The sequence below is a fragment of the Actinoplanes sp. CA-051413 genome, from assembly GCF_050955795.1.
Classification (GTDB): Bacteria; Actinomycetota; Actinomycetes; order Mycobacteriales; family Micromonosporaceae; genus Actinoplanes.
Genome location: NZ_CP192100.1, coordinates 1,799,405 through 1,825,873 on the forward strand (window position 1 = coordinate 1,799,405; position 26,469 = coordinate 1,825,873).

Genomic DNA, 26,469 nt, shown 5'->3' on the forward strand with positions numbered 1-26,469 from the left:
CTGCTTGCCAGCTTCGCCGCCGTTAGCTCCGGGCGAACTTTTCGATGGCTGCCGGGGTTACCGGGGTGAAGAAGTTGACGAGGTTGCCGTCGGGGTCGCGCACCAGCAGCGACCGGTTGCCCCAGGGCATCGTGGTGGGCTCGGCGACGACCTCGTCGACCCGGCCGGCGATGCCGCGGTAGACAAGGTCCACGTCGTCGACGAGAAACTCGATGATCACGGTGCGGTTGTCGGCCGGCCGGGCCGCGCCGGGCGCGAACAGATCAACGGTACGGGTGCTGCCGATCGCGAGAGTGGCCCGCTCGGTGGTCAACTCGGCGAAATCCTCGGTGAACCAGTGCGCCTGCACCCCCGTGACCTGCTCATAGAAGGCGACCAGCCGCGCGGCGTCAGCGGTGATGATGCGGATCGAGACGATGTTCATGAGGGCACGCTAGAACCGATACTGGACAGAAACGGCCCAGTATTCGCGCTAAATTTTCGCCCATGGCCCGACCCACCGCCCAGGTCCTCACCCTGCTGGAGCTACTGCAGTCGGGCGGCATCCGAACCCTGACCGAGCTCGCCGACCGGCTGGGCGTCGACCCTCGCACCGTACGGCGGTACGTGGCCCACCTGATCGACCTGGACGTGCCCGTCGAATCGGTACGCGGCCGGCACGGCGGCTACCGGCTCGCCTCAGGTTTCCGCATGCCACCGCTGATGCTCAGCGACGACGAAGCACTCGCCGTGCTGCTCGGCCTGATCGCCGGTCGCCGTACGGGCCTGGCGACGACCACGGGCACGGCGAGCGAGACGGCGGCGGCCAAGATCCGGCGGGTGCTGCCCGAGCGGCTCGCCCGCAAGCTCGACACCGTGCTCGAGTCGCTCGCCTTCACGGCCGCGCCCGGCGAGTTCGCCCTGCCGGAGACCGCTGTGCTGCTGACGATCGCGGACGCGGTGCGGCACTGCCGGCCGGTCGCGATCACGTACACCGGGGGCGACGGGCGGCGCAGTGCGCGGACTGTGCATCCGTACGGGCTGGTCGCGCACTCCGGGCGGTGGTACGTCACGGGCGTCGACCCGGACCTCGGGGCGGACCGGACGTTTCGGCTCGACCGGATCGCTGACGCCAGGACGTTGCCGGGCTCGTTCGAGGCGCCCGCCGGGGTGGATCCGGTGCGGCGGGTGCTGTCCGGGTTGGCTGGGGCGCCGTACCGGCATCGGGTGACTGTACGGATCCAGGCGACGGTCGAGCACATCCGGAGCCGGCTGCCCGCGGGGGTGGCGGAGCTCGACCCGGATCCGGAGGGCGGGGGGTGGGTGCGGGCTGAGCTGCGGGCTGAGCGGCTTGACTGGATTCCGGGGGTGCTGGCGTCGCTCGACCGGCCGTTTGTGATCGAGCGGCCGGACGAGTTGCGGGGGCTGGTCGCCGCCCTCGCCGAACGACTCGCGGCTGCCGCCCGCGCCACTCCAGGCGCCGGGTAACCCGGTCGCCGGGTGTGGGCCGCGACCGTACGGTCGCAGCATGGTCCCCACCCTGCGCTCGATAGTCGACCCCACAGCGCTGGCCGGCATCGCCGCCCGGGAGTACGGCCTCGACGTCACCCGCTGCGTCCTGCTGCGCTCGCTCGTCAACGACGTCTACCGGCTGGACACGCCGTCCGGTCCGCAGGTGCTCAAGCTCTACCGAGCCGGGTACGCGTCCGCCGCCTGGGAAGTGGCACTGGCAGCGCACGTAGGGGCGGGCGTCGCTCAGGGCGTACCGCTGCTCGACGGCCGCCCGGCCGGCACGCTCACGGCGGCCGAGGGTCCGCGGGCCTTCACGCTTTGGGAGTGGGTGCCCGGTGGCAAACCGCCGAAGCCACGCACCGACGAGCCCTACCACCGTTTCGGCGTTGCCACGGCCGCGTTCCACGAGGCCGCCTCCGGCTTCCCGGGCCCGCCGGCTGTCGACGTTGGCGAGCTGGTCGACGAGGTCCTGGCCCGGGTGCCGGACGCCGCCGACCGGTCGTTGATCGCCGCGCTGGCGGCCGAGGCCGGCCGCCGGGTAAGCGCGGCCGAGCTGGACCGCGGCATCTGCCACGGCGACGTGACCCTGGACAACGTGCACCAGGACGGCGACCGGATCATCTTCTTCGACCTGGACCGGGCGGCGGACGGCTACCGGGCCGCGGATCTCGCCCCCGTGGCTGGGACGCCGCACTGGGCGGCGTTCCTGGCCGGCTACCGCTCGGTGCGCCCGTTCCGGGCCGCGGACGAGGCGGCGGTGCCCTGGCTGGGCGTGCTGCTGCGGATCGACTACCTGCACTTCCACCTGTACGCGAAACCGGCGATGCGTGGCACCGAATCGCTGACCGAGGGCTGGGTCGAGCAGAACCTCACCGAGCTGCGCGCCGCGGGGCGGCGGTTCGGCGTCTCAGCTGGGGGCTTCGCCGGCCGATGAGAGGGGCAGTCCGGCTGGACCGAGGAGGCGATCGTGCGGCACAAACGCAACGAGGCTGAGCAGCAGGTCGCGGAGTTGTTGCGGACCGCGCGGGAGTCGCTGGGGCTCAGCCTCGCCTTCATGACCCGGATGGACGGGACCACCCAGCATCTGGAGGTGGTCGAGTCGCCGCTGCCGTGGGTGTTCCGGGACGGCAACACCCAGCCTCAGGCGACCACGTTCTGCCAGGCGATCATCGATGGCAAGCTGCCCGCGGTCATGCCGAACGTCAAGGATTTTCCGGCCGCCATGAAGCTGCCCTCGGCCCGGATGCCGCGGATCCGCAGCTTCGTCTCGGTGCCGATGGTGCTCAGTGACGGCACCGTCTACGGCACCTTCTGCGCTGCCGGGTTCGCCGCCGACAAGGAGCTCAGCAAGCGGGACAAGGCGTTGATGGAGGTGTTGTCCCGGGCCGCGTCGGTGATCATCGAGCCCGGGGTGCGGGAGCGGAAGCGCAACGCCGAGATCGAGAGCCGGCTGCGGCCGGTGATCGACAGCGGTGGCCCGCTCGTGCTGTTGCAGCCCATCGTCGACCTCGTCACCCGGCGGCGGGTCGGCACCGAGGCGCTGAGCCGGTTCCCGCGGGAGTGGAACCTCGCGCCCGACCTGTGCTTCGCCGACGCTGACCTGATCGGCGAACGCGAACGCCTCGAGGTGCTGGCTCTGCGGCGGGCCGGGGAGCACCTCGACCGGGTGACCGGCTACGTGGCCATGAACGTCTCGCCGGAGACGCTGTTCACCGACGACTGCGCCGACTTCCTGGCCCGGCTGCCGCTCGACCGGGTGGTGCTGGAGCTGTCCGAGCACGAACCGATCGAGGACTACGACGCCCTGAAGGCCGTGCTGGCGCCGTTGCGGGCCCGCGGCATGCGGCTGGCCATCGACGATGTCGGCGCCGGCTTCTCCTCGTTGCGGCACATCGTCATCACCGCGCCCGACGTCATCAAGCTCGACCGCAGCATCGTCACCGGGCTCAGCGACGACCCGGTGCTCTCCGTGGTGGTGCACTCCCTGGTCGACCTGGCCCGGGCCACCGGCGCCCAGGTCGTCGCCGAAGGCGTCGAGACCGAGGCGGACGCCGCGGCGCTGGCGAAGCTCGGTGCCGGCCTCGGCCAGGGCTGGCACTTCGGCCGCGCCACCACCCCCGGCGAGCTGCACGACGAATACCCCGTGGCCGCGCCGGCGCCCGCGTTCGGCTGACCGCCGCGGCGTACCGGTGGCCGGAACGCCCCGGTCCGCCCCATTGAGCTGCGAAGACTGTCCGGTTGTCGGCAGTGCCGGACGGCCGTGCGTCAGTACGCTCGGCCGCGATGGACCTTCTGGAGCGCGACAGCGCCCTCGCCGACCTGGACGCGCTGCTGGCCGACACGGCCGGTGGCGGGCGGATCGCTGTCGTCTCCGGTGAGGCCGGCGCCGGCAAGTCCAGTCTGGCCACCGCTTTCGCCGCCGCGGCGGGTCCGCGCGCGTGGGTGCTCTGGGGCGCCTGCGATCCTCTGCTCACCCCGCGGGCCCTCGGGCCGTTGCACGACATCGCCCGCGAGGTGGGCGGTGCGCTGCGGGAACGGATAGCCGCGGGGGAGCGGAGCGCGGTCTTCGACGCTCTGCTCGACGCGCTCGACGGTCCCCGGCAGCGCCGCCGGCCCGTGGTGGTCATGGAGGACCTGCACTGGGCCGACGAGGCGACCCTCGACCTGGTGGCGTTCCTGGGACGCCGGCTGGCGGTGCTGCGGGTGCTGCTCGTTATCACGTACCGCGATGACGAGATCGGTCCCGACCACCAGCTGCGGACCGTCCTGGCCGGCCTGCCGCGGACCCTGGTCCGGCGGTTTCCGCTGGCCCCGCTGTCGGTCCAGGCGGTCGACGAGCTCGCCCGCCGCGCGGGCCGGGCTTCCTCCTCCGTGTACGCGGTGACGGGCGGTAACCCCCTGCTGGTCACCGAGGTCCTCGCCGCAACCGACTCCGCTGTACCCGCCACCGTGCGCGACCTGGTGCTGTCCCGGCTGTCCGCGCTGTCACCGGAGGGCCGGGAGGCCGCCGGTTTCGTGGCCGTCGTGCCGTCCCAGGCCGAGCCCGCGCTGCTCGCCTCACGCGGCGCCGGCGTCGAGGAATGCCTGGCCGGAGGCGTGCTGAGCGCCACCGCGGACGGGGTCGCGTACCGGCACGAGCTGCTGCGCCGGGCGGTGGAGCAGGAGTTGTCGCCGGTGCGCCGGGCCGCCCTGCACGCCGACGTGCTCGCCCAGCTCGCCGCCCGGGCCGGCGTGGACCCGGCCCGGCTCGTGCACCACGCCCACCACGCCGGGGACGCCGCCGCGGTGCTGCGCTGGGCGCCCGTCGCCGCCGTACGGGCGGCCGGGGTCGGCGCCAACAAGCAGGCCGCGGCCCACTACGAGCTGGCGCTGCGGCACGCGGCCGGCGCGCCGGCGGCGGAACGGGCCGAGCTGCTGGAGGCGTACGCGACCGTCGCCTATCTGGCCGGGCAGATCGTGGAGGCGCTGGAGGCCCGGCGGCAGGCGCTGACGTTGCGCGAGCAGGCCGGTGACACCGTACGGATCGGCGAGAACCTGCGCTGGGTGTCCCGGCTCAGCTGGTGGCGGGGGTACACCCGGCAGGCCCGGCAGGCCGGCGTCCGCGCGGTGGAGGTGCTCGAGTCGATCGCGCCCGGACCGCAGCTCGCGATGGCCTACAGCAACCTGTCGCAGCTGCACATGCTCGCCGGCGAGGCCACCGCCATCGAGTGGGGCGAACGCGCCATCGACCTGGCCCGGCACTTCGGCGACCTCGACACCGAGGTGCACGCCCTGGTCAACGTCGGCTCGACCCGGATGGAACGCGACCCCGGGCAGGGCGGCGCGGAGCTGGAACGGGCCCACGCGCTCGCCGCCGCGGCCGGGCTCGACGACCACGCCACCCGGGCCCTGGCCAACAAGGCCTGCCAGGCGGTCGAGTGGTGCGACTTCGACATCGCCGAGGACGTGCTGGAACGGGTGCTGAACTTCGCCGAGGCCCGCGACCTGGACGGCTACGTGCGCCATCTGCTCGGCTACCGGGCCGCGATGCAACTGGCCCGCGGCGACTGGGCCGGCGCCCAGGCCGACGCCGAGACCGCCATGTCCGGTCCGGAACGTCCCGGGCCCTCCCGCAGCACCGCGCAGGTCGCGCTGGGCAAGCTGCGGGCCCGCCGCGGCGACCCGGACGCCGTCGACATCCTGTTCAAGGCCGAGGGGCCGGCGTACGAGGCGGACGAGGTGCAGTTCGTCGGGCCGGTCTCGACCGGGCTGGCCGAGTACTACTGGATCGCCGGGGATCCGGCCCGCGCGGCCGCCGAGGCGCGACGCGGGTACGAGCTGGCGGAACGGTTCGGGCATGCCTGGTTCGCGGGACAGCTCGCCTACTGGCAGTGGCGGGCGGGGGAGCCGATCCCGGTCACCGAGCTGATCGCATTGCCGTACAGGTTGCTGATCGAGGGTGACTGGCGGGGTGCCGCCGCCGAATGGGAGCGGCGGGGTTGCGCGTACGCCCGGGCCGAGGCGCTGAGCTGCGGTGACGAGGAGGCGACCGCGGAGGCGCTGCGCATTGTGGACGGTCTCGGCGCGGTGGGCACGGCCAGGCGGCTGCGCGCCGAGCTGCGGGACAAGGGCGCCAAGGTGCCGCGCGGGCCTCGTCCGGCGACGGCCGCCCATCCGACCGGGTTGACGGCCCGGCAGCGGGAGGTGCTGACGCTGCTCGCCGAAGGGCTGAGCAACGCCGACATCGCCGCGCGGCTGACGCTGTCGGCGAAGACCGTCGACCATCACGTGTCGGCGGTGCTCGGCAAGCTCGGCGTACCGTCGCGAGGCCAGGCCGCCGCGGCCGCCCGCCGCCTCGGCCTGCTCGCGCCCCGCTGACGCCAACATGGGGAGAACTCCCCACGCGAGCCCCGGCCCGCCGCTCCTAGCGTCAGCCGCATGACGAGTTCACTTGCCCTTGACGGCATCAAAGCACGCCAGCAGAAGACCTGGGCCAGCGGCGACTACGGCGCGGTCGCGGCCCTGATCCAACCCATCTCCGAGGCGCTCGTGCAGGCGGCGGACCTGTCCGCCGGGTCGCGGGTCGTCGACGTGGCCACCGGTACGGGCAACGCGGCCATCGCGGCGGCCCGGTGCCTGTGCACGGTGACGGGGGTCGACTACGTACCCGAACTCCTGGACCGCGGCCGGGCCCGGGCCGCCGCCGAGCACCTCCCGGTCGGCTTCGTCGAGGGCGACGCCGAGGCCCTGCCCGGTCGCGACGGCGAGTTCGACGCGGTCCTGTCCGTCGTCGGCGTCATGTTCGCCCCCGACCAGGAACGCGCGGCCGTCGAACTGACCCGGGTGTGCCGGCCGGGCGGCACGATCGCCCTGGCCAACTGGACGCCGGACGGCTTCATCGGCGAACTGTTCCGCACCGTCGGCCGCCGCGTCCCGCCGCCGCCCGGCGTGCGCGCGCCCGTCGAATGGGGCAACGAGCCGCGGCTGCGCGAACTCTTCGGCGACCGGGTCACCGACCTGCGGGTGACCCGGCGCGAGTTCGTCTTCCGGTTCGGGTCGCCGGAGGACTTCGCCGACTACTTCCGGGCGCACTACGGGCCGACGCTGAAGGCCTTCGAGGCGCTCGGCGAGGACGGCAAGCTCCTGCACGCCGACCTGGTCGACCTGATCACCCGGTACGACGTGGCCACGGACGGCACCACGAAGGTCCCGTCCGCGTACGTCGAGGTGCTGGCCACCCGCGTCTGACCCGGCCGGGTCCGGTCAGTCGACCGGCCGGCGCTGCTGAGGGACGGCGGCCCGCAGAGCCCCGTCCCCGGCCAGCTCGGTCAGCACGTCGTTGAGGGCGTCGACCTGGTCCTCGGTGTGCGCCGCGGTCAGCTGCACGCGGAAGCCGATCTCGTCGCGGGGCACCCCCGGGTACGGCGCCAGCGTCACGTACTGCCCGGCCCGCCACAGCCGCTCGGAGACGGCGATCAGGTCGTGCTCGGGTGAGATCGGGATCTCCACGACCGGGGTGTCGTCCCGGTTCAGGGTGTGCACCCCCAGGCCCCGGACGTGCGAGAGCAGCTTCATGGTCAGCCGGTAGAGGTGCGTGCGCAGCTCGTCACCGCGCTTGTCGTTGACGTCCAGGCCGGCCATGACCGTGGCCAGCGACGCCACCGGGGACGGGCCCGAATACAGGTACGTCGGCGCGGCGACCTTCAGCCGGTCCTTCACCGCCGTCGGCAACGCCAGGTACGCCAGCAGCGACGAGTAGGCCTTGGAGAAGCCGCCGACCAGGATGATGTCGTCGTACGTCTCGCCGCTGTGCTTGACGATGGCGTTGCCCCGCAGCCCGTACGGGGACTGCTCGACGGGACTGCGCTCGCCGATCACGCCCATGCCGTGGGCGTCGTCGACGTACAGGACCGCGCCGTACTCCCGGCACAGCCGGGCGTACGTCTTCAGGTCCGGGATGTCGCCGGTCATGCTGTTGACGCCGTCCATGCAGACCATGACCGGCCGGGCGGTGGCCTCCCGGAGCAGGCGGGCGAGCTCGTCGGTGTCGCCGCTGCGGAAGCGGCGCAGCGTCGCGCCCTGCCCCCGCGCGAAGACACAGCCGTCGTAGATGGTCTTGTGCGCCCGGCTCTCCATGATCAACGTGCCCTGCTGGGCCAGCGCCGGGATGACGCCGAGATGGATCTGGGAGATGGTGGGCAGCAGCAGGACGTCCTCGGCGCCGAGCAGGTCGCTCAGGCGCTCCTCGAGCTGCGGATAGAGCCGCGGGCTGCCGAGCATGCGCGACCAGCTCGGATGGGTGCCCCACTTGCGCAGCTGCCCCTCGACCGCGCCGATGACCTCCTCGTCGAGGTCCAGGCCGAGATAGTTGCAGGACGCCCAGTCGACCAGCCAGTCCTGGCCGATCCGGATCCGGCGCCCCTCGATCTCGTCGATGACGGCGTCGTACATGCGGCTGTGCAGGCGCAGGTCTTCGATGTCGTGCGTCATTGCCGGCACGAGTGAACCCCTCTCACAGAACGAATCATGAAGCCGTACCCGGGCGGCTCGCGGATGAACCCGAGCGATGCAGAATGCAGGCCCAATCACGTCAGGCGGGCTTTCGCGGTAGTGAACTCGGTCCCGCCCACTGTGCCGTTTCGCCCGATCATGAGGCTTTCGCGTGGTGGAATCGGGGCATGCGGATGACGGTGGGGGCCGAGCACGCGGCGTACCGGGATCGGCTCTAGCCCGCGATGCAGAGCGAATCCGCCGCCCCGGCGCTGCTGCGCCCGGTCCTGCCCATCGCGGACCGGATGCGCACCAGCACCCGCCTGGCCGCCCTCATCCTGGTGCTGATGATCCCCGGCATCGTGGCCACGTCCGCCTATGTCCGCGAGGCCCGGGCGCAGATCGCCTTCAGCGAGGCCGAACGGCAGGGCCTCGAGGTGGTCCGGCCGGCTCTGCTGGCGCTGGCGAACACGGTCGCCGCCAAGGAACCCGACCTGGCCGGTGTCCGGGCCGCCGTGGCCGCCCATCCCGAGCTGCGGCTCGACGACTCCGTGCGGGCCGTGCCGGGGCGGCTGGGGCCCACCCCGATCCAGCGGTTCGCGCTGGCCACGGCGCTCGCCGGGCTGATCACCGACGCCGGCAACAACTCGAACCTGATCCTGGACCCGGACCTGGACTCGTTCTACGTCATGGATGCCCAGATCGTGCAGCTGCCGAAGGCGCTGCTGGGCGCGGCCAAGATCGCCGCGGCCGATCTGACCGGCGGGACCAACGCCATCGCGACCCAGGCGGTCCGGGCCGGGGAGCTGGCCACCGCGGCCGACAATCTCCGGTACGACGTGAGCACCGCGGCCGCCAACACGGCGATGGACGGGCTCGACGGCCGGCTGACCGAGATCGGCGCCGCGGCCGACGCCATGACCACACTGGCCGAACAGCTCACCGACAACCTGGGCCGGCCCGGCCCGGCCGACGTGGGCCCGGTGGCCTCCGCCATGTCCGGCGCGGTCGGCCCGCTCGCCGAGGTCCTGGACGACCTGCTCGAGATCCGGGTGGACGGTTTCGAACGGGAACGGCTGATCGTCCTCTGCGTCACCATCGGCGGTTTTGTGCTCGCCGCGTGGTTCGCCGTCGGCGTGCTGTGGCGTACCCGGCACGACGTGGCCCTGGCCGTCCGCGGCGTCACGGCGATCGCCGACGGTGACCTGGAGACGCGCCCGGTCCCGGCCGGCCGGGACGAGCTCGGTGACATCGGCCAGGCCCTGACCACCGCCCGGTCCCGGATGCTGGCCCAGGAGGAGGAGCTGGCCCGCGCCCAGGTCGTCCGCGAGGAGCAGCTGCGGACCAGCTTCCAGCATCAGCGGCAGGCCGAGCTGCGGCTGCGCGACCGCGCCCAGCACATCATCGACGGTTCGACCACGGTCATCGCCGAGGAGCTGCGCCGGGTCACCGATCAGGTCGGCGACGTCCGGCGGGCGGCCGAGACCATCGACAGCGGCATCTCGGCCACCGGCGCGGCCACCGAGGCGGTGGTGGCCGACGCCCGGCGGGCCGAGGACGTGATCGCCTCGCTGGAGCAGAGCCTGCGCCGGGTCGCCGAGACGGCCACCCTGGTCAAGGGCATCGCGGGCCAGACCCGGCTGCTGGCCCTCAACGCCACCATCGAGGCCGCCCGCGCGGGCGAGCTGGGGCTGGGCTTCACCGTCGTCGCTGACGAGGTCAAGGAGCTGGCCAACAGCACATCCGTCTCGACCGAGCAGATCGCCGGGACGATCAGCGAGCTCGAACGCGACACCCAGCAGATGGCCGACACCATCGCCACGATGGTCGCCGGTATCGCCGGGGTGGGCGACGCCGCGACGTCGCTGCGCGCGGTCGCCGCCGACCAGGGCACGGTGGTGGGCCGGCTGGCCGACCAGATGGGCCGCACGATCGGCCGGGTCGAGGAGATGTCGGGCCTGTCCGCGCAGCTCGAACGCCGGGAGAGCGACCGGGTGACCATGTCCGGCACCGTCCGGGTGCAGCGGGCCGGGGACACCTACACCACCGAGCTGATCAACGTCAGCCGCGGCGGCATCCGGGTCCACCTGGACGCGGCCAGCCCCCTGGGCATCGGCGACGCCGTCCGGATCGAGAGCCTGGGAACACTGCACGAAGGCATCCCGGCCCGGGTCGTCAGCCTGGGCACCGGCGACGAAGCGGGCGAGGCCGGCCTGCAGTTCATGATCCCGGACGACGCCCTGGCCGAGCGGGTCGACCGCTACGTCGCCGACCTCATCGAGGGCGCCGCCCTACCGGCCACCTAGGCCGAGCGGGCCGCGCCGAGCGGACCGAGCCGGCCGCGCCGAGCCAGCCGCGCCGAGCCGGGCCGCGCCGGTCGCCGCCGGCCGGCCGGTGGGATCGGCGTCAGGGGAACGTCCGGACGTAGCGGCGCTGCCAGGGCGTCTCGACCGCCCCGCGGTGATAACCGGCGCGGACGTAAGCCACCGCCTCCGACGGGGGCACGCCGTCGAGCACGGCCAGGCAGGCCAGCGCCGTACCCGTGCGCCCCCGGCCGCCGCCGCAGGCGACCTCCACCCGCTCGTCCGCGGCCCGCTCCCAGGCCTCGCCCAACAGCTTCACCGCCTGGGCCCGGTCGGCCGGCAGCCGGAAATCGGGCCAGCGCAGCCACCGGCTCTCCCACGCCACCGGGGCCGGTTCGGCGCCGAGCAGGTACACCCCGAACTCCGGGACCGGCCCGGGCGGCAGCGGCCGGCGGAGTCCCCGCCCGCGCACCAGCCGCCCGGACGGCAGGGCCAGGATCCCGGGTCCGGCGGGATCCCAGGTCATGCCGGGAGCAGGGACGACGCCACGGACGACAGCCACAGCACCACGGCGCGGGCGCCGGGGTCCGGGTGGCCGATCACCCGGTCGCCCAGATAGCTGGACCGGCCCAGCCGGGCCCGGATCGCCGTGGTGCCCTGCGCCCCGTTGCGGGCCGCGTCCACCGCGGCGGCCAGGGCGTCACGGCCCGAGGCGCCGTCGCGCAATGCCGCTGCCATGGCCTCCGCGGCCGGGGCCAGGGCGTCGACCATCGTGCGGTCGCCGACCTCGGCCCCGCCGACCTCGCGGACGCCGTCGGTGCCCGCTCGCAGCGCCGCCGACCACGCGCGGGCCGGGTCGTCCGGGCCGGCCTCCTCCAGGGCGGCCGCCGCGCGGAGCAGCATGATCGCGTACAGCGGGCCGGAGGTGCCGCCGATGCTGCGCCGTACGGTCGCCGACGTGGCCCGCAGCACCGCCGCCGGGCCCTGCTCGCCGGGGTATTCGGGGCACTCCGCCAGGACCGCCGCCGCGCCCCGGGCCATGCTGATGCCCATGTCGCCGTCGCCGACCTCGCGGTCCAGCTCGGTCAGCTCGTCGCGGTGGGCGACCAGCGTCTCCGCCACCGCCTCCAGGGCCCGGCGCACCGGGTCGTCAGCCGGCAGCGTGCCGGTCGGGCCCTCGGCCGGGGCCGGCGCCGGAATGACCGCACCCTCGGCCGCCGGGGTGGTGTGCGGCCAGGCCGGCGCGGTGGTCGGCGCGTCCAGCGCGGTCAGCAGCTCCTCGTCGACGGCGAGCAGGCTGACCGAGACGCCGGCCATGTCCAGCGCGGTGAGGAAGTTGCCGGCCCAGAGCCGGGCCACCGGGTTGCCGCGTTTGCGCAGCTGCCGGACGGCGGCGTCGGCCACGATGGACAGTTCCATCGGCGGGGTCGCGCCGAGGCCGTTGACCAACAGCGCGACGGGCTGATCGGGGGCGATGCCGCGGTCGTCGGCGATCGCGGTGACCAGCCGCTCGGCCACGTCGTGGGCCTCCTGCAGGGCGGCGCGTTCCACCCCGGGCTCACCGTGGATGCCCAGGCCCCACTCGGCCTCGTCGGCGTCGAGCAGGAAGCCGGGCTGGCCGGCCGCGGGCACGGTGCACGCGCTGAGGGCGAGGCCCATCGTGCCGACTGTGTCCGCGACGCGCTGGGCCCGGCGGGCCACCTCGGCCAGCGGCAGACCGGCCGCGGCAGCCGCGCCCGCGACCTTGTGGACCAGCACGGTGCCCGCGAGGCCCCGGCGGCCGGCGCCTCCCTCGGCGGCCAGCGCGACGTCGTCGGCGACCACCACGGTGGCCACGTCGACGCCCTCGGCCCGGGCCAGCTCGGCGGCGAGCCCGAAGTTGAGGCGGTCGCCGGTGTAGTTCTTGACGATCAGCAGGACGCCGCCGGGTGTCGCCACCGCTCGGATGGCGTCGAGGACGGCGTCCACGGACGGCGAGGTGAACACGTCGCCCGCGACCGCCCCGGTCAGCATGCCGGCGCCGACGTAACCGGCGTGGGCCGGCTCGTGCCCGGCGCCGCCGCCGGAGAGCAGGGCGACGTGCCCGGCCGCGCGGACGTCGTCGATGTCGGTACGGACAGCGGTGGTCGAGCCGGCCAGGCGGGCGATGCCGGCGGCGGTGAGCGTGAGTCCGTCCAGGGCCTCGCTGACGACGTCGTCAACGGCATTGATCAGCTTCTTCACCCGGATCATTCTCCTACCCATCGCGCGGATTGACCCGGTAACATCGCCGCCGTGCACAGCAACTACAGCGAGCGACGCCGGATGAGCCCCCTCCGGTTGCGTTAGCACGTGCCTCCAGCCGGCGGGTCGATCCCGCCGGCGCGAGTGGCACCGGCACCTGTCGACCCGTCTCCGCGTCGAAGTCGATGGGTCGTCATGAATCTCGAAGCTCTTCTCACCGCCCGGCTCGCCCAGGACACGTTGCGGCAGTGGCGGCACTTCGTCGCGGCGTCGCAGCGGTATCTGCTGGCCGCGTACCACCGGCTGCGGGTGACGCTCGCCCCGCAGGACTTCACCGGCGAGAGCTTCTACAACGACAAGCTGGAGCCCGTGGTGGCCGAGCTGGCCGCACAGGGCCTGCTGCGGGAGAGCGAGGGCGCGCTGTGTGCGTTCCCGCCGGGCTTCACCGGCCGGGGCGGCGATCCGCTACCGCTGATCGTGCGCAAGAGCGACGGCGGTTTCGGGTACGCGGCCACCGACCTCGCCGCCCTGCGGTACCGGACCGGTGAGCTGGGCGCAACCCGGCTGCTCTACGTCGTCGGCGCCCCGCAGCGCACCCACTTCGCGATGGTCTACGCGGTGGCGGCGGCCGCGGGCTGGCTGCCGGCCGGCGTACGGGCCGAACACGTCGGCTTCGGCTCGATCCTGGGCACCGACGGCAAGATGTTCCGGACCCGCTCCGGCGACTCGGTCAAGCTGGCGGCCGTGCTGGACGAGGCGGTCACCCGGGCCGCGGCGCTCGCCCCGTCGGCCGAGGTGGCGCGGGCGGTGGGGATCGGCGCGGTCAAGTACGCCGACCTGTCCGGCGACCGGATGTCGGACTACGTGTTCGACTGGGACAGGATGCTCGCGCTGACCGGCAACACCGGGCCGTACCTGCAGTACGCGTACGCCCGGACCCGGGGCATCCTGCTCAAGGCGCAGGCGGCGCCGGGACCGATCCGGATCACCGCCCCGGCCGAACGCGCCCTGGCACTGGAACTGCTCGGCTTCGCCCCGGTGGTGACCGGGCTGACCGAGTCGCTGGAGCTGCACCGGCTGGCCGGCTACCTGCACGGGCTGGCCCAGACCTTCAGCGCCTTCTTCGAGGCGTGCCCGGTGCTGAAGGCGCCGGCCGGCGTCCGGGAGAGCCGGCTCGGCCTCTGCGAGCTGACCGGCCGGACCCTGCGGCAGGGCCTCGACCTGCTCGGCATCGAGACACCGGAGCGGCTCTAGAGCGGACGCCCCTCCTCCTTGACGACGCCGAGCAGCGGCCGGTTGGCGCCCGCCGGGTCCCAGGTCGGGTCGGTGACGGCCGGCTGGGCCCAGTCCAGCCGGCCGAAGCCGGGCCAGATCCGCTGGGTCAGCGCGCGGGTGGTGTGCACCCGCCGGCCGGCCCGGCGGCGGCGCTCGGCCAGCACCGCGCTGAGGAACATCCAGGGCGGGGTGCCGGGCGGTGGCGTCTGGGAGATCTTCTCGGCGACCTCCTGGGCCAGCGTGTGCGCGAAGCGCCCGTTCTGCGGCTGCCGGATCTCGCCCGCCCGGGCCAGGTAGTGCCGGGTGGCCAGGGCCAGCTCGTCGTCGAGCCCGCTGAGGTCCAGCTCGGCCGCCCAGCCGGCGAGCTGTGGCGGCATCGACGGCACCCAGCCCCACGGCGCCGGGGACCGCTCGTGGATGACGAACGTGCCCGCCGCCTGGTCGCCCAGCCGCCGGCCCTGGGCCGAGAAGATCATGGTGGTCAGCGCGACCGCCCAGGTCAACGGCGGGAACAACAGCCCGGGCCACTCCACGGCCACGCCGACCAGGGTGCGGGTCAGCGCGTGCCGCAGCCGGATCGGGCCGCCGTCGACCCGGACCACCCGCAGGCCCATCGCGCGCTTGCCGATGCTGCGGCCGTTGGTCAGCGTCTCGGCGATCGTCGGGTAGGCGATGAACACCAGGATGACGCCGATGGTGAAGGCGGCCTGCATGAAGGCGCCGTCGGCCACGCCCGGCGGCAGCACCGACGTGCCGATCCCGATGATGATGACCGTCAGCAGGACGAAGACCAGCTGCATGGCGATGTCGATGATCAGCGCCAGGCCGCGCGAGCCGACCCGGGCCGGGCGTACGTCGACCTCGACGGCCTCCCCGTTGACGATCGGCTCGTCGCTCCCGCCGGTCGCCGGCACCGCCACAGTCATGCGGGTAGTTAACCCGATCGGCGTTGGCTACGCTGCGCCGGTGGACCTGGACGCGTACGTCGCCGAGCGCCGCGGGGAGTGGAACCGCCTCGAGGTGCTGGCCCGCCGCCGGCGGCTGTCCCCGGACGAGGCCGACGAGCTGGTCCTGCTCTACCAGCGGGCGGCGACCCACCTGTCCGTGGTCCGCAGCCACTCACCGGACCCGATCCTGCTGGCCTCGCTGTCCCAGCTGGTCATCGCCGGCCGCTCGGCGGTCACCGGCGGCCGCAGCTTCTCCTGGCAGCCCGTCCGGCGCTTCTTCACCTCGGCCTTCCCGGCCCAGCTCTACCAGGCCCGCCGCTGGTGGCTGACCGTGATGGTCGTCGACGTCCTGGTGGCCTGGGCCCTGATGTGGTATTTCTCCGCCAACCCGGACGTGATCAGCACCTTCGGCACCGGCCAGGAGCTGCAGCGCTACGCCGAGCAGGACTTCGTCGACTACTACAGCGAATTCCAGGCGCAGAACTTCGCGGCCAGCGTCTGGACCCACAACGCCCTGATCGCGGCCCAGTGCCTGGCCTCGGGTGTGCTGATCCTGCCGGTCATCTACATCCTCGGCCAGAACATCTTCGCCCTGGGCATGTCCGGCGGCGTGATGATCTACACGGGCCACGCGGACACCTTCTTCGGCTTCATCCTCCCGCACGGCCTGCTCGAGCTGACCTGCATCTTCGTCGGCGCGGGGGTGGGCCTGCGGATCGGCTGGGCGTGGATCGCGCCCGGCCCGCACCGCACCCGCGGCCAGGCGCTGGCCGAACGCGCCCGCGGCGGCATGCTGGTCGCGCTGGGCCTGGCCGTGACGCTGGGCGTCGCCGGGCTGCTGGAGGCGTACGTGACACCGTCCGGCCTGCCGACCGTGCTGCGGATCGGGATCGGGGCGGTGGTGTGGGTGGCCTTCATGGCGTACGCGCTGGGCGTGGGCGGGGCGGCCCACCGCCGGGGCGAGACCGGTGACCTGGCCCCGGAGCACTCGGCCACCCCGGTCCCCACAGCTTGATCAGGCTGCTGTCCATGCTGATCCTGCTGGCGGCGGCAGCCTTGCACCTCGGCTTCCAGCTGACGGTGTCCCTGGTCGTCTACCCGGCGCTGGCCGACGCGCCGGAGTCCGCCTGGCGCGAGATCCACGACGCGCACAGCCGCCGGATCACCCCGGTGGTGGTCATCGTCTACGGCCTGCTCGTCGTCGCCTGCGGCTGGGCGGTGCTGGCTGGGCCGGACGGCTGGACGAGCGTGTCCGTCGCCGCGGCTGCGGTCGCCGGGCTGCTGACCGCCTTCGGCGCGGCGCCGACGCACGGCCGACTGGGGCGGGGCTGGTCCCGGGAACTGCTGCACCGGCTGCTGCTGATCGACCGGGGCCGGACCGCGGCGGCGGTGGTGTGCGCCGTAGCCGCGTTCCTGGCCGCCCGCTGAGCGGGTCAGAGGCGCCCGGCGGCTTTCAGCATCAGGTAGACGTCGGCGACCTTCGAGGCGAAGTTCTCGCGCAGCTCGTCCACGACCAGCACCCCCTGCTGTTCCAGCAGCGCCCGTACCCGCCCGCGCTCGGCCAGGGCCAGCTCCGCCGCCGCGGCCACGTGCACGTCCGCCGCGGTGGCGCCCTCCGGCGGCAGTTCAGCCAGCTGGGCGGTCTCGGGGTCGCGCACGCTGGCCAGCACCACCCGGTGCCGGGTGGTCAGCCGAGACAGCATCGGCAGCAGGCCCTCGACGATCGGTGCCGCGTCCAGCGCCGTGAAGATGACCACCAGGGAGCGTTTGTGGTCGCGGCGCAGCAGGTCGCCGGCCGCCAGCCCGAAGTCCGTCTCGACCAGCGCCGGCTCCAGGGCGGCCATCGAGCTGATCAGGCGGGGGAGCTTGGTGCGGTGGCCGCCGCCCTCCACCTTGGCCCGGACCGCCGTGTCCAGGGCCAGCAGGTCGACCCGGTCGTCGGCCTTGGCGGCCAGCACGGCCAGCAGCAGGGCCGCGTCGATGGCGGCGTCGAGGCGCGGCTCGTCGCCGATCCGGGCCGCCGACGTGCGGCCGGTGTCCAGCACGCAGATCACCCGGCGGTCGCGTTCCGGGCGCCAGGTGCGGACCACCACGTCATGCGTACGGGCACTGGCCCGCCAGTCGATCGAGCGCACGTCGTCGCCGATCACGTACTCGCGCAGCACGTCGAACTCGGTGCCCTGGCCGCGCCCGCGGGTCACCACGGCGCCGTCGAAGATGCGTAGCTTGGCCAGCTTCTCCGGCAGCAGCCGGCGGGACGGGAAGCGCGGCAGTACGCGCAGCGTCGACTCCGGCGTGACGGCCTCGTTCCACTTCTGCCGCCGCTGCCGGTACGCGAGCCCGAGCGGCCCGTACGAGCGCAGCGTCACCCGCACCGCCCGCCGGTCACCGTGCCGGGTCGGGGTGAGCGTGGTGGTGAGCTCCTGTTCCTCGCCGGGCAGCAGGTTGAACCGGTGTTCGGTGTTGTCGGCGCCGGCGGACGGCACCCAGCGGTCGCGCAGCCGCAGCCACAGCGGCCGCCGGGCGGCGTTGCCCACGGTCAGCGCCATGGTGGTCGTCTCGCCCAGCCACACCGTCGCCTCGCCCGAGCGGCGCAGGGTGACCCCGGTGAGCGGCGCCGCGACCAGCACGTCCAGCGTTGCCGCCACGACGGCGAGCCCCAGCACGGCCGCGGTCAGCAGCCACGGGCTCGGCAGCAGCGCGGGCAGCGGGAGGCCCAACGCCAGCAGCAGCGCGAAACGCCTGGTGATCACGGTCGGCTCAGCGGGGCGCGGGCACGGCGCCCAGCACGGTCCGCAGCACCGAGTCGGTGGAGACGCCGTCCAGCTCCGCTTCGGCGCGCAGGCGTACCCGGTGCCGCAGGGTCGGGATAGCGAAGGCCTTCACGTCGTCGGGCAGCACGTAGTCACGGCCGCTGAGCCAGGCGCGGGCCTTGGCCACCGCGAGCAGCGCGGTCGTGCCGCGCGGGGACGCGCCCAGCTCCAGCGCCGGTGACACCCGGGTGGCCCGGCACAGGTCCACGATGTACTCCAGCACCGGCTCGGCGACGGCGACCCGGCGGGCGGCCTCGCGGCCCGCGGCCAGGTCGGCGGCGGTCGCCACCGGCCCGACCCCGGCGGCCTTCAGGTCCCGCGGGTCGAAGCCGTGGTGGTGGGCCTTGAGCACGCCGAGCTCCTCCTCGCGCTGCGGCAGCGGCACGGTGAGCTTCAGCAGGAACCGGTCCAGCTGCGCCTCCGGCAGCGGGTACGTGCCCTCGTACTCGATCGGGTTCTGGGTGGCGACCACGATGAACGGCTCGGGCAGCCGGCGGGTCTCGCCGTCGGTGCTGACCGTGCGTTCCTCCATGGCCTCCAGCAGCGCCGCCTGCGTCTTCGGCGGGGTCCGGTTGATCTCGTCGCCGAGCAGCAGGTTCGTGAAGATCGGCCCGGGCCGGAAGTTGAACGCGGCGGTACGCGCGTCGTAGACCAGCGAGCCGGTCACGTCACCGGGCATCAGGTCCGGGGTGAACTGCACCCGCTTGGTGTCCACGTCCAGCGCCGCGGCGAGCGCCCGCACCAGCAGCGTCTTGGCCACCCCGGGTACGCCCTCGAGCAGCACGTGGCCGCTGCAGAGCAGTGCGATGACCACCCCGCCGACCACCGCGTCCTGGCCGATGACCGCCTTGGCGACCTCGACCCGGAGGCGCTGCAGCGCGTCGCGTGCCGCCATGGCCTCCATTCCTGCGGAAGACGTCACGTCAGATTCCCCTCGTCTGTTCCCTGTTGCCAGTTCTGCTGCCCCGTCACGAACCGGACCAGGTTCTGCACGGTCGTCGCGGCGCGGGCGAGCTCCTCGTCGCTGTCCTCGACCCCGCCGCTGAGCATGTGCCGTACCTCCAGCACCGGCTGGCCGACGGTGGCCGCGACGCGCTCCGCCACCTCGTCGGCCGGGATGTCCGCGGGCAGCCCGTAGTGCTCGGCCAGCCGCGCCCGGGCCGCGCCCTGCAGAGTGGCCAGCGACGTGCTGCGCGCTCCGGCCCGCTGGTAGAGCCCGCCCAGGCCGCGGACGGTCTCGGCGGCCCGGACCCGGACCGGCAGCGGCTCGGCCACGGGGGCACCGAGCCGGCGCGCGGAGGCGGCGGCCAGCGCGAGCGCGGCCAGGGCCAGCAGGGCCAGGGTGGCCCACACCGCCGGTGGGAAGGCCCGGGCCAGTGGGCTGTCCGAGACGCGGTTGCCGCCGCCCTGGGTTGAATCGGCCTCGCCGCCGTCCTGCGGCGCACCGGTCGGCTCCTCGTCGGGCAGGTCGTCGTCGGGGCGTTCGCCGCTGTCGTCACCCTGGTCGTCGTCGGTGCCGGGATCCGGCTGCTGCGGCTCGGTGGGTGGGACGGCGTCGTCCGGGTCCGGCTCGCGCTCGTGCAGGTCGAGCCAGATCACCGTCGGGTCGCGGGCCAGCAGACCGCGGGCCAGCGCCCGGTTGCCGTGCTCGTCGGCCCGGTCGTTGCGGAACGGGTCCGCGGCGCCGACCAGGGTCATCGCGACTTGCGCGCTGCGGAACTCCACCAGGCCGTCGTTGTAGCAGCGCACGGCCTGGTAGGCGGAGACGTCGTAGCGCAGGCGCTGCGCCGCGGCCGGGCCGGCGGCGTTCACGTAGTCCGTCGAGCAGCCCGGCTGGGGCGCCGTGGCCGTCCAGCGTGGCCCGCCCACCGGAACGGAGAGACCGGCCGCGGTCAGCTGGTCCTGGCCCGGCGCGACCATGACCACCCGGACCTGCTCCGGCAGCGCGGCCAGCCGTGGCAGGTAGGACGGGTGCATCAGCTCAGGGGTGGTGACGAAGAGCGTGACCGGCCCGCCCACCTCGGCGTCGGAGAGCGCGTCGAGGCTGGTGCGGTGCACGGTGATCCGCACCCCGGCGCTGGTCAGGGCGTCGGCGAGCAGCCGCGCGCCGTCACCTTCGGCGCTGGTGGGGGACAGGAACGAGGCATCGGTCGGGTCCGGCTGCTGCACCACGTGCGCGACACCGGTCATCGTGGCCAGCCCGGCGACGACGGCGAGCGGCAGGGCGAAACGCAGCCAGCGGCGTGACTTCACGACGGGACCCCGCGCATCCGCATCCGGACGTCGCCGGTGAGGGCGCGCATGCGTTCGTCGTGGGCGGGCAGGGCGGGGCGGTTGCCGTACCAGATCTCGGAGAACAGGTCGGTGGCCCCGGCGAGCGAACCGGCGACGGCCGGGCGCTGCGCGGCCGCGGCCGCCGCGACCTCGGCGGCGGTGTTGCCGGGCAGCGGCGCGACCACGCCGGCGGCGGTGAGGTCGCCGACCACGTCGCGCAACCGCTGCCGGATGGCCTCGGCATAGCGGCCCTCGGCCGCCAGCCGGTCGGCCAGCAGCGTGCCGTCGGCCAGCACGACGGTCGGGGCGAAGACCGGCTCGACCTTGGTCTTCGCCTTCCGGGCGGCCTTCGGCTTACGGGTACGGCGCCAGCGCGGCAGCCGCCAGCGGGGCATGCGCAGGCGCGGCATCCGGGGCAGCCGGGTCGGCACCCACGCCGGGTACCAGTACCAGAGCGCGCCGGCCAGCCCCGCGATCGCCAGCAGGAGCAGGAGCAGGACCTGCGGCGGGACGACGTCGAACACCGCCGCCGCGAACTCGTCCCAGACCCGGGTCACCGGGCGTACACCAGGGCGGCGGAGTCGTCCTCGCCGCGGCTGCGGGCCCGGCCGATGGCGATGTCCAGCCCCTCGGTGCGGATCCGCGTCTCCAGCAGCAGGACGGCGGCGACGCAGGCCAGCGCGGAGTAGGCCACGGCGTTGGCGAGCACCCAGGCGGCCGGGGTGAGCCAGGTCAGCCAGGCCGGCTCGCCCCCGCTGAGCTGGGTCAGGACCCACACCCACCCGCTGCCCAGCGCGAACCGGATGACGAACCAGGTCAGATAGGCGCTGAGCAGGGTCCAGAAGCCCCGCAACGCCCCGCGCGTGGTCAGCCGGGCCGAGCGCCACAGCGCACTGAACGGGTTGCCGGCGCGGTCGATGACCAGGACCGCGGAGGTGAGGCTGAACAGGCCGTACATGATCAGCCACGGCACGAACCCGGCGAACAGCGCGACCCCGCCGGCCACGCCGAGCACGAGGGCGATGCTGACGGTGGCCAGTGGCCGGGTGCGCGACCAGAGCTCCCGATGGCGTACCGCCCGTCCGAGCAGGGCCGGAGCAGCGGCGGCCGCGGCGAGGGCGCCGAGCAGCGTGAGGATGACGGTCTCGGTGGCGAACCCGAGCGCGGTGACGATCCACCACTGCCCGAAATGGCCGCGCGCCGGACCGTAGTAGGGCGCGGTGACGAAGGCGGCGGTGCGCAACGGCACCAGCAGGGCCTGCTCCAGCAGCCCGAGGACGGCGGCCGTGGCCAGCAGGGGAAGGGCCCGGGCCCGCAGCAGGGCCATGGCGGCGTCCAGCAACTCACCGAGCGTCATCGGACGCAGCGGCAGTTCCGGCTGCGCAGGCATGGCGGCGATCCTACGAGATGCCCGCCGGTCCCGTGACATCTGCCGGGTCCCGCGGCAGCTCTCGCCTGGAAATGCATCGGCGGTTATGGTGCCTCGTGGGCGCCCACGAGGCGCGTGCACTTTTCCCCTCGAAAGGTTCCTGATGACCCTTCCCGCAGGCGTCTCGCGGCGTGGCGTTCTCGCCGCCGCAGCTGCCGGTGCCGCCGCTCCGCTCGTGCTCGGTGACGCGGCCGGCGCCGCTCCCGCGACACGTCCCGGTCACGGCCACCACCCGAAGGCGTACGACCTGACCGTGCTCGGCACCTCCGACACCCACGGCAACGTCTACAACTGGGACTACTACAAGGACCTGGAGTACGACGACAGCGCGCACAACGACGTCGGTGTGGCCAAGCTCGCCGCCCTGGTCAACCAGATCCGGGCCGAGCGGCGGGGCAAGGCCACCCTGGTGCTCGACGCCGGCGACACGATCCAGGGCACGCCGCTGGCCACGTACTACGCCAAGCAGGAGCCGATCACCTCGACCGGTGAGAAGCACCCGATGGCCAAGGCCATGAACGTGCTGCACTACGACGCGGTCACGCTGGGCAACCACGAGTTCAACTACGGCCTGCCGCTGCTCAACCTGTGGATCCGCCAGCTGGGCTTCCCCGCGCTGGCCGCCAACGCGCTCGACGCGACGACCAAGCGGCCGGCCTTCACGCCGTACGTGATCAAGAAGGTCTCCCTCGGGCACGGCGCACCGACGCTGCGCGTCGGGATCCTCGGTCTGACCAACCCCGGCGTGGCCATCTGGGACAAGGGCAACGTCGAGGGCAAGCTGGTCTTCGCCGACATGATCGCCACGGCCGCCAAGTGGGTGCCGGTCATGCGGGCCCGCGGCGCCGACATCGTGCTGATCTCCGCGCACGGCGGCGACAGCGGCACGTCCAGCTACGGCCCCGAGCTGCCGAACGAGAACCCCAGCGCGCTCATCGCCGAGCAGGTCCCGGGCATCGACGCGATCCTGTTCGGGCACGCGCACGCCAACGTCCCGCAGCGTTTCGTCACCAACAAGCAGACCGGTGCCCAGGTGCTGCTGTCGGAGCCGTCGAAGTGGGGCCAGCGGCTGAGCCGGATGGACTTCACGCTGACCCGCGACCGCGGCCGGTGGACCATCACCGACAAGAAGTCCGACCTGCTCAACACCAACACGGTCACCGAGGACCCGCGGGTGCTGGCCGTGGTCAAGGCCCAGCACGCCAAGACGGTCGCGTACGTCAACCAGGTCGTCGCCACCTCCACGGTGGAGCTGACCACGGTCGAGTCGCGGTACAAGGACACGCCGATCCTGGACTTCATCAACAAGGTGCAGACCGAGACGGTGACCGCGGCGCTGGCCGGCACCCCGTACGCGTCCCTGCCGGTGCTCTCGCTCGCCGCGCCGTTCAGCCGGACGGCGGTGTTCCCGCAGGGTGACGTCAAGATCCGCGACGTGGCCGGCCTGTACGTCTTCGACAACACGCTCGAGGCCGTGGTGCTGACCGGGGCCGAGGTGAAGGCGTACCTGGAGTATTCGGCGAAGTACTTCGTGACGCTGCCGGTGGGCGCCACGCCCGACCCGGCGACGATCAGCGACCCGGCGGTGCCGGACTACAACTACGACGTGTTCTCCGGCGTCGACTACGACATCGACATCAGCCGCCCGGTCGGTGACCGGATCACCCGGCTGGAGATCGCCGGTGCCGCAGTCGCGCCGGACGCCCAGTTCGTGGTCGCAGTGAACAACTACCGGCGCAGCGGCGGCGGCAACTTCCCGGGCATCGTCAAGACCCAGGTCTACAACGCCCAGCAGGAGATCCGGCAGCTGCTGATCGACTGGGCGCAGGCCAAGGGCGAGATCAACCCGGCTGATTTCTTCGTCGCCAACTGGCGCCTGGTCCGCGCGGGCGTCCCGGTCTTCTGACCGAGGGCCGCCGACAACAGGAGGCCGTCGTGATGTTCCCCCCGGAACATCACGACGGCCCACCCACCCCATCCCGGCCGGCCACTGTTACGGCCGGGAAGCTCGCCGCCGGCCGCTCTTTCGGCCGGGAGGCTCATTGCCGGCCGCTCTCTCGGCCGGGAAGCTCACCGCCGGCCGCTCTTTCGGCCGGGAGGCTCATTGCCGGCTCAGCGGCCCGGCCCCGAGTGCCACTGGCCGTCCTCGTCGGCGGTCAGGGTCAGCGAGGCGGTGTGCCCGTCGTCGAGGGTCAGCCGGCACAGGTAGTCACGCATGCCCTCGACATCACGCTCGCCCACGGCCCGGCACTGCGCCGCGGTGACGTTGATCCGGGCCGCCTTGAGCTGGCCGTCCCCGACGACGTTGCGCTGCACGGCCTCCAGCCGCTGGTTCTCCCGGAGCTCGGTGACGAGCGGGCCGACCAGCACCGCCGAGGCCACGAAGGAACAGAAGGCGCCGGCCACGAGGGAGACCAAGAACGTGATCCAGTACGGGGCAGTGCTGTTCCGGGTCCGCCGGGCCTGATCGGCGCGGCGCTTGGCGGAGATGGCCCCGAGGATGCCGAACAGCATGGTGAAGACGGCCACCGGCCAGACCGCGGGGGCCTGGGCGCGGGAGGCGTGCCGCATCTCGTCGGGGAACGGGACCAGCAGGCCGCCGTACTGCGGCAGCGGCTGCTCCGGCGGCGCGGGCGCCTGCCCGGCGGTGGCCCACGGCGGGGCGGTCGGATAAGCCGAGGGCGGGGGATGGGCGGCGGCCTGCGCCGGGCCGCCGGGCTGCGGATACGGTACGGGCTCCGGGTAGCCCGCCGCGCCCTCCTGCGGGTACGAGACGGCCGGGTAGCCGCCGCCGGCCGGCTGCTGGGGCGGATATTGCGCGTAGCCCGTTGTGAACTGGGGGTAGTCCTGGGGCGCGACCGCGTTCTCGGGGCCGGGGGGAACCTGAGTGGTCATGCGGGGCCTTTCCGGGGGCGGCTCGGGAGCAGTGCCGTGCCAGAGCCCCTCTCATCGGTCCACCGCCGCCCGACTTGAGAAACACTCGCCCGGCGCCGCGTCGTGTTCCCGACTCATTCGATGGACATCGATGGCAGAAGGAGGAAGGTCGAGCCGTATCGGGAGGCGCATCATGCGAAAACTTCTTGTCGCGGCGACAGCCGGCCTGCTCCTGGCGGGCCTGACCACCCCGGCCCAGGCTGACAGCGGCCCGGCGGCCGGATTCGACGGGGTGCGAGCCTGGAACTTCGACGGGGTGCGAGCCTGGAACGAGGCGGCATTCCAGGCGGTACGCACGACCCGGGCGAGCGACGCCGACGCCGCCCGCTGGTACGCGATGCTCAACGTGGCGATGTACGACGCCGTCAACGGCATCGTCGCCGGCCGTTTGGAGCCGGCCCGCCACCACGCCCTGATCCCCGGCCCGGGCCCCCGCGACGCCGACCCGTACGCGGCGGCGGTGTCCGCGGCGCACGTGGTGCTGGTGGCGGTCGATCCGGCCCGGACCGCGGCCTACGACACCCGGCGCGACGCCGACCTGGCGCGCGTACGCCCCGGACACCGCCGCGCGGCGGGCGCCCGGTGGGGCGACGAGGTCGGCCGGGCAGTCGTGCAGGCGCGGGCCGACGACGGCTCGTCACCGGTACGCACCCAGCCGGCGGGAACGGGACCGGGGGTGTTCCGGGCGGAGTGGTCCGGGGTGCAGTACCGCGATGTGCGCCCGTTCGCCGTCCGTGACCCGGCCGCGTACGTGCCCGGCCCGCCGCCGCCCCTGGCAAGCGTCGAGTACGCGGCGGCGTTCGCCGAGGTCGCAGTGCTGGGAGACGCCGCTGTGCCGGCACCGGAGCTGCTAGCGACGTACCAGTTCTGGTCGGTCCCGGCGGGCTCGGACCAGCCACCGGGCGAATGGCTGCGGATCGCGCTGACTGTGGGCGGCGATCTGTCGCTGGCCCAGGGGACACGGATGACGGCGCTCGTGAGCATGGCGCTGGCGGACTCCACCGTGACGACCGTGCGGACCAAGGAGACGTACCGGCACTGGCGGCCGACGACGGCGATCCGCGAGGCGGACACCGACGGCAACCCGCTGACCACGGCGAACCCGACGTGGTCGGCGCGGGCGGGTTCGGTGGGAGGCAGCCCGGAGTGGACGTCGGGGCACAGCTCGTACAGCAACGCGGGGGCTGTGGTGCTGGCCGGCTTCTTCTGCTCGGACAACGTGCGCTTCACGCACGTGAGCGACACGGCGCCGGGTGGGCAGGCCCGCAGCTATCCGAGCTTCTCGTCGGCTGCGACGGAGGCGGGGCGGTCGCGGGTGTTCGGCGGGCAGCACTTCGCGTTCAGCGACCGGGCCGGCCAGGCGATCGGCCGAGGCGTCGGGGATGAGGTGCTGGCCACGCGGCTGCTGCGGGTCCACGGGAGCACCCACGTCGGCTCGTGTCCGCGCTGATCGCCGGCGCGGCCATAATGACCGACCATGGACCTGGACGAGTACCAGCGCGGTGCCCTCCGCACCGCCGCTCCCCGTGACAAGAAGAACGAACTGCTCCACCTGGTCCTCGGCCTGGTCGGCGAATCCGGGGAGATCGCCGAGAAGTTCAAGAAGTGGGTCCGCGACCTCGACAGCGACGAGTCCCGGATCGACCGGGACGACATCACCAAGGAACTCGGTGACGTGCTCTGGTACGTCGCGGTGCTGGCCGACTACCTCGACCTCTCACTGGACGACATCGCGCAGGCCAACCTGGCCAAACTGGCCAGCCGGCAACACCGCGGCGTGCTGAGCGGCAGCGGCGACGACCGCTGATCCG

Annotated in this window: 22 protein-coding genes and 1 pseudogene; 12 read left to right on the forward strand and 11 right to left on the reverse strand. The window is 73.5% G+C overall.

From position 1 onward, the window contains the following. Positions 1 to 22: 22 nt before the first annotated feature. Entirely contained in the window at positions 23 to 424 is a 402-nt protein-coding gene (locus ACQP2Y_RS08600) for a VOC family protein (protein WP_433726154.1), read from the reverse strand. A 62-nt stretch (positions 425 to 486) separates the two neighbouring features. On the opposite strand from ACQP2Y_RS08600, the gene ACQP2Y_RS08605 reads away from it, so the two are divergent. The 5 genes from ACQP2Y_RS08605 (at position 487) to ACQP2Y_RS08625 (ending at position 7,218) form a co-directional block, all read left to right on the forward strand. Beyond that, complete coding sequence (locus ACQP2Y_RS08605) at positions 487 to 1,467, forward strand: helix-turn-helix transcriptional regulator (protein ID WP_433726156.1); 981 nt, start codon at positions 487 to 489, stop codon at positions 1,465 to 1,467. A gap of 40 nt (positions 1,468 to 1,507) precedes the next feature. Next, positions 1,508 to 2,425 carry a phosphotransferase enzyme family protein gene (locus ACQP2Y_RS08610; protein ID WP_433726158.1) on the forward strand — a complete coding sequence of 306 codons (918 nt, stop codon included), beginning with the start codon at positions 1,508 to 1,510 and terminating at the stop codon, positions 2,423 to 2,425. Positions 2,426 to 2,458: 33 nt separating this feature from the next. Beyond that, positions 2,459 to 3,664 carry a sensor domain-containing phosphodiesterase gene (locus ACQP2Y_RS08615; RefSeq protein ID WP_433726160.1) on the forward strand — a complete coding sequence of 402 codons (1,206 nt, stop codon included), beginning with the start codon at positions 2,459 to 2,461 and terminating at the stop codon, positions 3,662 to 3,664. A gap of 110 nt (positions 3,665 to 3,774) precedes the next feature. Continuing rightward, on the forward strand, positions 3,775 to 6,348 hold the full coding sequence (locus ACQP2Y_RS08620) for an ATP-binding protein (protein WP_433726163.1): 2,574 nt from the start codon (positions 3,775 to 3,777) through the stop codon (positions 6,346 to 6,348). A 60-nt stretch (positions 6,349 to 6,408) separates the two neighbouring features. Beyond that, complete coding sequence (locus ACQP2Y_RS08625) at positions 6,409 to 7,218, forward strand: class I SAM-dependent methyltransferase (RefSeq protein ID WP_433726165.1); 810 nt, start codon at positions 6,409 to 6,411, stop codon at positions 7,216 to 7,218. A gap of 15 nt (positions 7,219 to 7,233) precedes the next feature. Here the strand turns inward: ACQP2Y_RS08625 and ACQP2Y_RS08630 are convergent, their stop codons facing one another. Beyond that, positions 7,234 to 8,460 carry an aminotransferase class I/II-fold pyridoxal phosphate-dependent enzyme gene (locus ACQP2Y_RS08630; RefSeq protein WP_433731836.1) on the reverse strand — a complete coding sequence of 409 codons (1,227 nt, stop codon included), beginning with the start codon at positions 8,458 to 8,460 and terminating at the stop codon, positions 7,234 to 7,236. Positions 8,461 to 8,705: 245 nt separating this feature from the next. Between ACQP2Y_RS08630 and ACQP2Y_RS08635 the strand changes: the two genes are divergently transcribed. Then, positions 8,706 to 10,766 carry a methyl-accepting chemotaxis protein gene (locus ACQP2Y_RS08635; protein ID WP_433726166.1) on the forward strand — a complete coding sequence of 687 codons (2,061 nt, stop codon included), beginning with the start codon at positions 8,706 to 8,708 and terminating at the stop codon, positions 10,764 to 10,766. Positions 10,767 to 10,866: 100 nt separating this feature from the next. Here the strand turns inward: ACQP2Y_RS08635 and ACQP2Y_RS08640 are convergent, their stop codons facing one another. Together ACQP2Y_RS08640 and dhaL are read right to left on the reverse strand one after the other, a co-directional pair. Then, on the reverse strand, positions 10,867 to 11,289 hold the full coding sequence (locus tag ACQP2Y_RS08640) for a protein-tyrosine phosphatase family protein (protein WP_433726168.1): 423 nt from the start codon (positions 11,287 to 11,289) through the stop codon (positions 10,867 to 10,869). Next, positions 11,286 to 12,986 carry a dihydroxyacetone kinase subunit DhaL gene (gene dhaL, locus ACQP2Y_RS08645; protein ID WP_433726170.1) on the reverse strand — a complete coding sequence of 567 codons (1,701 nt, stop codon included), beginning with the start codon at positions 12,984 to 12,986 and terminating at the stop codon, positions 11,286 to 11,288. The genes ACQP2Y_RS08640 and dhaL overlap by 4 nt, the downstream gene beginning before the upstream one ends. A gap of 231 nt (positions 12,987 to 13,217) precedes the next feature. Between dhaL and argS the strand changes: the two are divergent. After that, positions 13,218 to 14,240 (forward strand): annotated as a pseudogene (gene argS / locus ACQP2Y_RS08650) (arginine--tRNA ligase); the annotation flags it as partial. Here the strand turns inward: argS and ACQP2Y_RS08655 are convergent. After that, the gene (locus tag ACQP2Y_RS08655; RefSeq protein ID WP_433726172.1) at positions 14,237 to 15,187 is read right to left on the reverse strand and encodes an RDD family protein; all 951 of its coding nucleotides are present in this window, start codon (positions 15,185 to 15,187) and stop codon (positions 14,237 to 14,239) included. The pseudogene argS and the gene ACQP2Y_RS08655 sit on opposite strands and share 4 nt — an antisense overlap. 40 nt (positions 15,188 to 15,227) lie before the next feature. Here ACQP2Y_RS08655 and ACQP2Y_RS08660 point away from each other — a divergent pair, with 40 nt between their 5' ends. Continuing rightward, a complete protein-coding gene (locus tag ACQP2Y_RS08660; RefSeq protein WP_433726174.1) occupies positions 15,228 to 16,223 on the forward strand; it encodes a stage II sporulation protein M in 996 nt (331 codons plus the stop codon). Positions 16,224 to 16,237: 14 nt separating this feature from the next. Beyond that, entirely contained in the window at positions 16,238 to 16,636 is a 399-nt protein-coding gene (locus ACQP2Y_RS08665) for a hypothetical protein (RefSeq protein WP_433726176.1), read from the forward strand. Between the two features lie 5 nt (positions 16,637 to 16,641). Here the strand turns inward: ACQP2Y_RS08665 and ACQP2Y_RS08670 are convergent, their stop codons facing one another. The 5 genes from ACQP2Y_RS08670 to ACQP2Y_RS08690 are packed head-to-tail and all read right to left on the reverse strand — an operon-like array spanning position 16,642 to position 21,685. Next, a complete protein-coding gene (locus tag ACQP2Y_RS08670) occupies positions 16,642 to 17,961 on the reverse strand; it encodes a DUF58 domain-containing protein (RefSeq protein WP_433726178.1) in 1,320 nt (439 codons plus the stop codon). Between the two features lie 7 nt (positions 17,962 to 17,968). Continuing rightward, a complete protein-coding gene (locus ACQP2Y_RS08675; protein WP_433731838.1) occupies positions 17,969 to 18,925 on the reverse strand; it encodes an AAA family ATPase in 957 nt (318 codons plus the stop codon). A gap of 14 nt (positions 18,926 to 18,939) precedes the next feature. Further along, the gene (locus ACQP2Y_RS08680) at positions 18,940 to 20,274 is read right to left on the reverse strand and encodes a DUF4350 domain-containing protein (RefSeq protein ID WP_433726180.1); all 1,335 of its coding nucleotides are present in this window, start codon (positions 20,272 to 20,274) and stop codon (positions 18,940 to 18,942) included. After that, a complete protein-coding gene (locus tag ACQP2Y_RS08685; RefSeq protein WP_433726182.1) occupies positions 20,271 to 20,852 on the reverse strand; it encodes a DUF4129 domain-containing protein in 582 nt (193 codons plus the stop codon). The genes ACQP2Y_RS08680 and ACQP2Y_RS08685 overlap by 4 nt, the downstream gene beginning before the upstream one ends. After that, positions 20,849 to 21,685 (reverse strand): hypothetical protein, encoded by an 837-nt coding sequence (locus ACQP2Y_RS08690; RefSeq protein WP_433726184.1) that lies wholly within the window; start codon positions 21,683 to 21,685, stop codon positions 20,849 to 20,851. The genes ACQP2Y_RS08685 and ACQP2Y_RS08690 overlap by 4 nt, the downstream gene beginning before the upstream one ends. 142 nt (positions 21,686 to 21,827) lie before the next feature. Between ACQP2Y_RS08690 and ACQP2Y_RS08695 the strand changes: the two genes are divergently transcribed. After that, positions 21,828 to 23,630: a bifunctional metallophosphatase/5'-nucleotidase gene (locus tag ACQP2Y_RS08695; protein WP_433726186.1), complete on the forward strand. Its 1,803-nt coding sequence runs from the start codon at positions 21,828 to 21,830 to the stop codon at positions 23,628 to 23,630. A 206-nt stretch (positions 23,631 to 23,836) separates the two neighbouring features. On the opposite strand, the gene ACQP2Y_RS08700 is transcribed toward ACQP2Y_RS08695, so the two are convergent. Then, positions 23,837 to 24,619, reverse strand: coding sequence for a hypothetical protein (locus ACQP2Y_RS08700; RefSeq protein WP_433726188.1), 783 nt, complete (start codon positions 24,617 to 24,619; stop codon positions 23,837 to 23,839). A gap of 172 nt (positions 24,620 to 24,791) precedes the next feature. On the opposite strand from ACQP2Y_RS08700, the gene ACQP2Y_RS08705 reads away from it, so the two are divergent. Beyond that, positions 24,792 to 26,108, forward strand: a complete 1,317-nt coding sequence (locus ACQP2Y_RS08705; RefSeq protein WP_433726189.1) for a vanadium-dependent haloperoxidase — start codon at positions 24,792 to 24,794, stop codon at positions 26,106 to 26,108. Positions 26,109 to 26,135: 27 nt separating this feature from the next. After that, positions 26,136 to 26,465, forward strand: a complete 330-nt coding sequence (locus ACQP2Y_RS08710; RefSeq protein ID WP_433726191.1) for a nucleoside triphosphate pyrophosphohydrolase family protein — start codon at positions 26,136 to 26,138, stop codon at positions 26,463 to 26,465. The last annotated feature ends 4 nt before the right edge of the window (positions 26,466 to 26,469 follow it).

Bases quoted from the DNA above. Each gene is read 5' to 3' on its own strand.
- ACQP2Y_RS08600 (WP_433726154.1), bottom strand. From the start codon at position 424: ATGAACATCGTCTCGATCCGCATCATCACCGCTGACGCCGCGCGGCTG.
- ACQP2Y_RS08605 (WP_433726156.1), top strand. From the start codon at position 487: ATGGCCCGACCCACCGCCCAGGTCCTCACCCTGCTGGAGCTACTGCAG.
- ACQP2Y_RS08610 (WP_433726158.1), top strand. From the start codon at position 1,508: ATGGTCCCCACCCTGCGCTCGATAGTCGACCCCACAGCGCTGGCCGGC.
- ACQP2Y_RS08620 (WP_433726163.1), top strand. From the start codon at position 3,775: ATGGACCTTCTGGAGCGCGACAGCGCCCTCGCCGACCTGGACGCGCTG.
- ACQP2Y_RS08625 (WP_433726165.1), top strand. From the start codon at position 6,409: ATGACGAGTTCACTTGCCCTTGACGGCATCAAAGCACGCCAGCAGAAG.
- ACQP2Y_RS08630 (WP_433731836.1), bottom strand. From the start codon at position 8,460: ATGACGCACGACATCGAAGACCTGCGCCTGCACAGCCGCATGTACGAC.
- ACQP2Y_RS08635 (WP_433726166.1), top strand. From the start codon at position 8,706: ATGCAGAGCGAATCCGCCGCCCCGGCGCTGCTGCGCCCGGTCCTGCCC.
- ACQP2Y_RS08640 (WP_433726168.1), bottom strand. From the start codon at position 11,289: ATGACCTGGGATCCCGCCGGACCCGGGATCCTGGCCCTGCCGTCCGGG.
- ACQP2Y_RS08655 (WP_433726172.1), bottom strand. From the start codon at position 15,187: ATGACTGTGGCGGTGCCGGCGACCGGCGGGAGCGACGAGCCGATCGTC.
- ACQP2Y_RS08665 (WP_433726176.1), top strand. From the start codon at position 16,238: ATGCTGATCCTGCTGGCGGCGGCAGCCTTGCACCTCGGCTTCCAGCTG.
- ACQP2Y_RS08675 (WP_433731838.1), bottom strand. From the start codon at position 18,925: ATGGAGGCCATGGCGGCACGCGACGCGCTGCAGCGCCTCCGGGTCGAG.
- ACQP2Y_RS08690 (WP_433726184.1), bottom strand. From the start codon at position 21,685: ATGCCTGCGCAGCCGGAACTGCCGCTGCGTCCGATGACGCTCGGTGAG.
- ACQP2Y_RS08695 (WP_433726186.1), top strand. From the start codon at position 21,828: ATGACCCTTCCCGCAGGCGTCTCGCGGCGTGGCGTTCTCGCCGCCGCA.
- ACQP2Y_RS08700 (WP_433726188.1), bottom strand. From the start codon at position 24,619: ATGACCACTCAGGTTCCCCCCGGCCCCGAGAACGCGGTCGCGCCCCAG.
- ACQP2Y_RS08705 (WP_433726189.1), top strand. From the start codon at position 24,792: ATGCGAAAACTTCTTGTCGCGGCGACAGCCGGCCTGCTCCTGGCGGGC.
- ACQP2Y_RS08710 (WP_433726191.1), top strand. From the start codon at position 26,136: ATGGACCTGGACGAGTACCAGCGCGGTGCCCTCCGCACCGCCGCTCCC.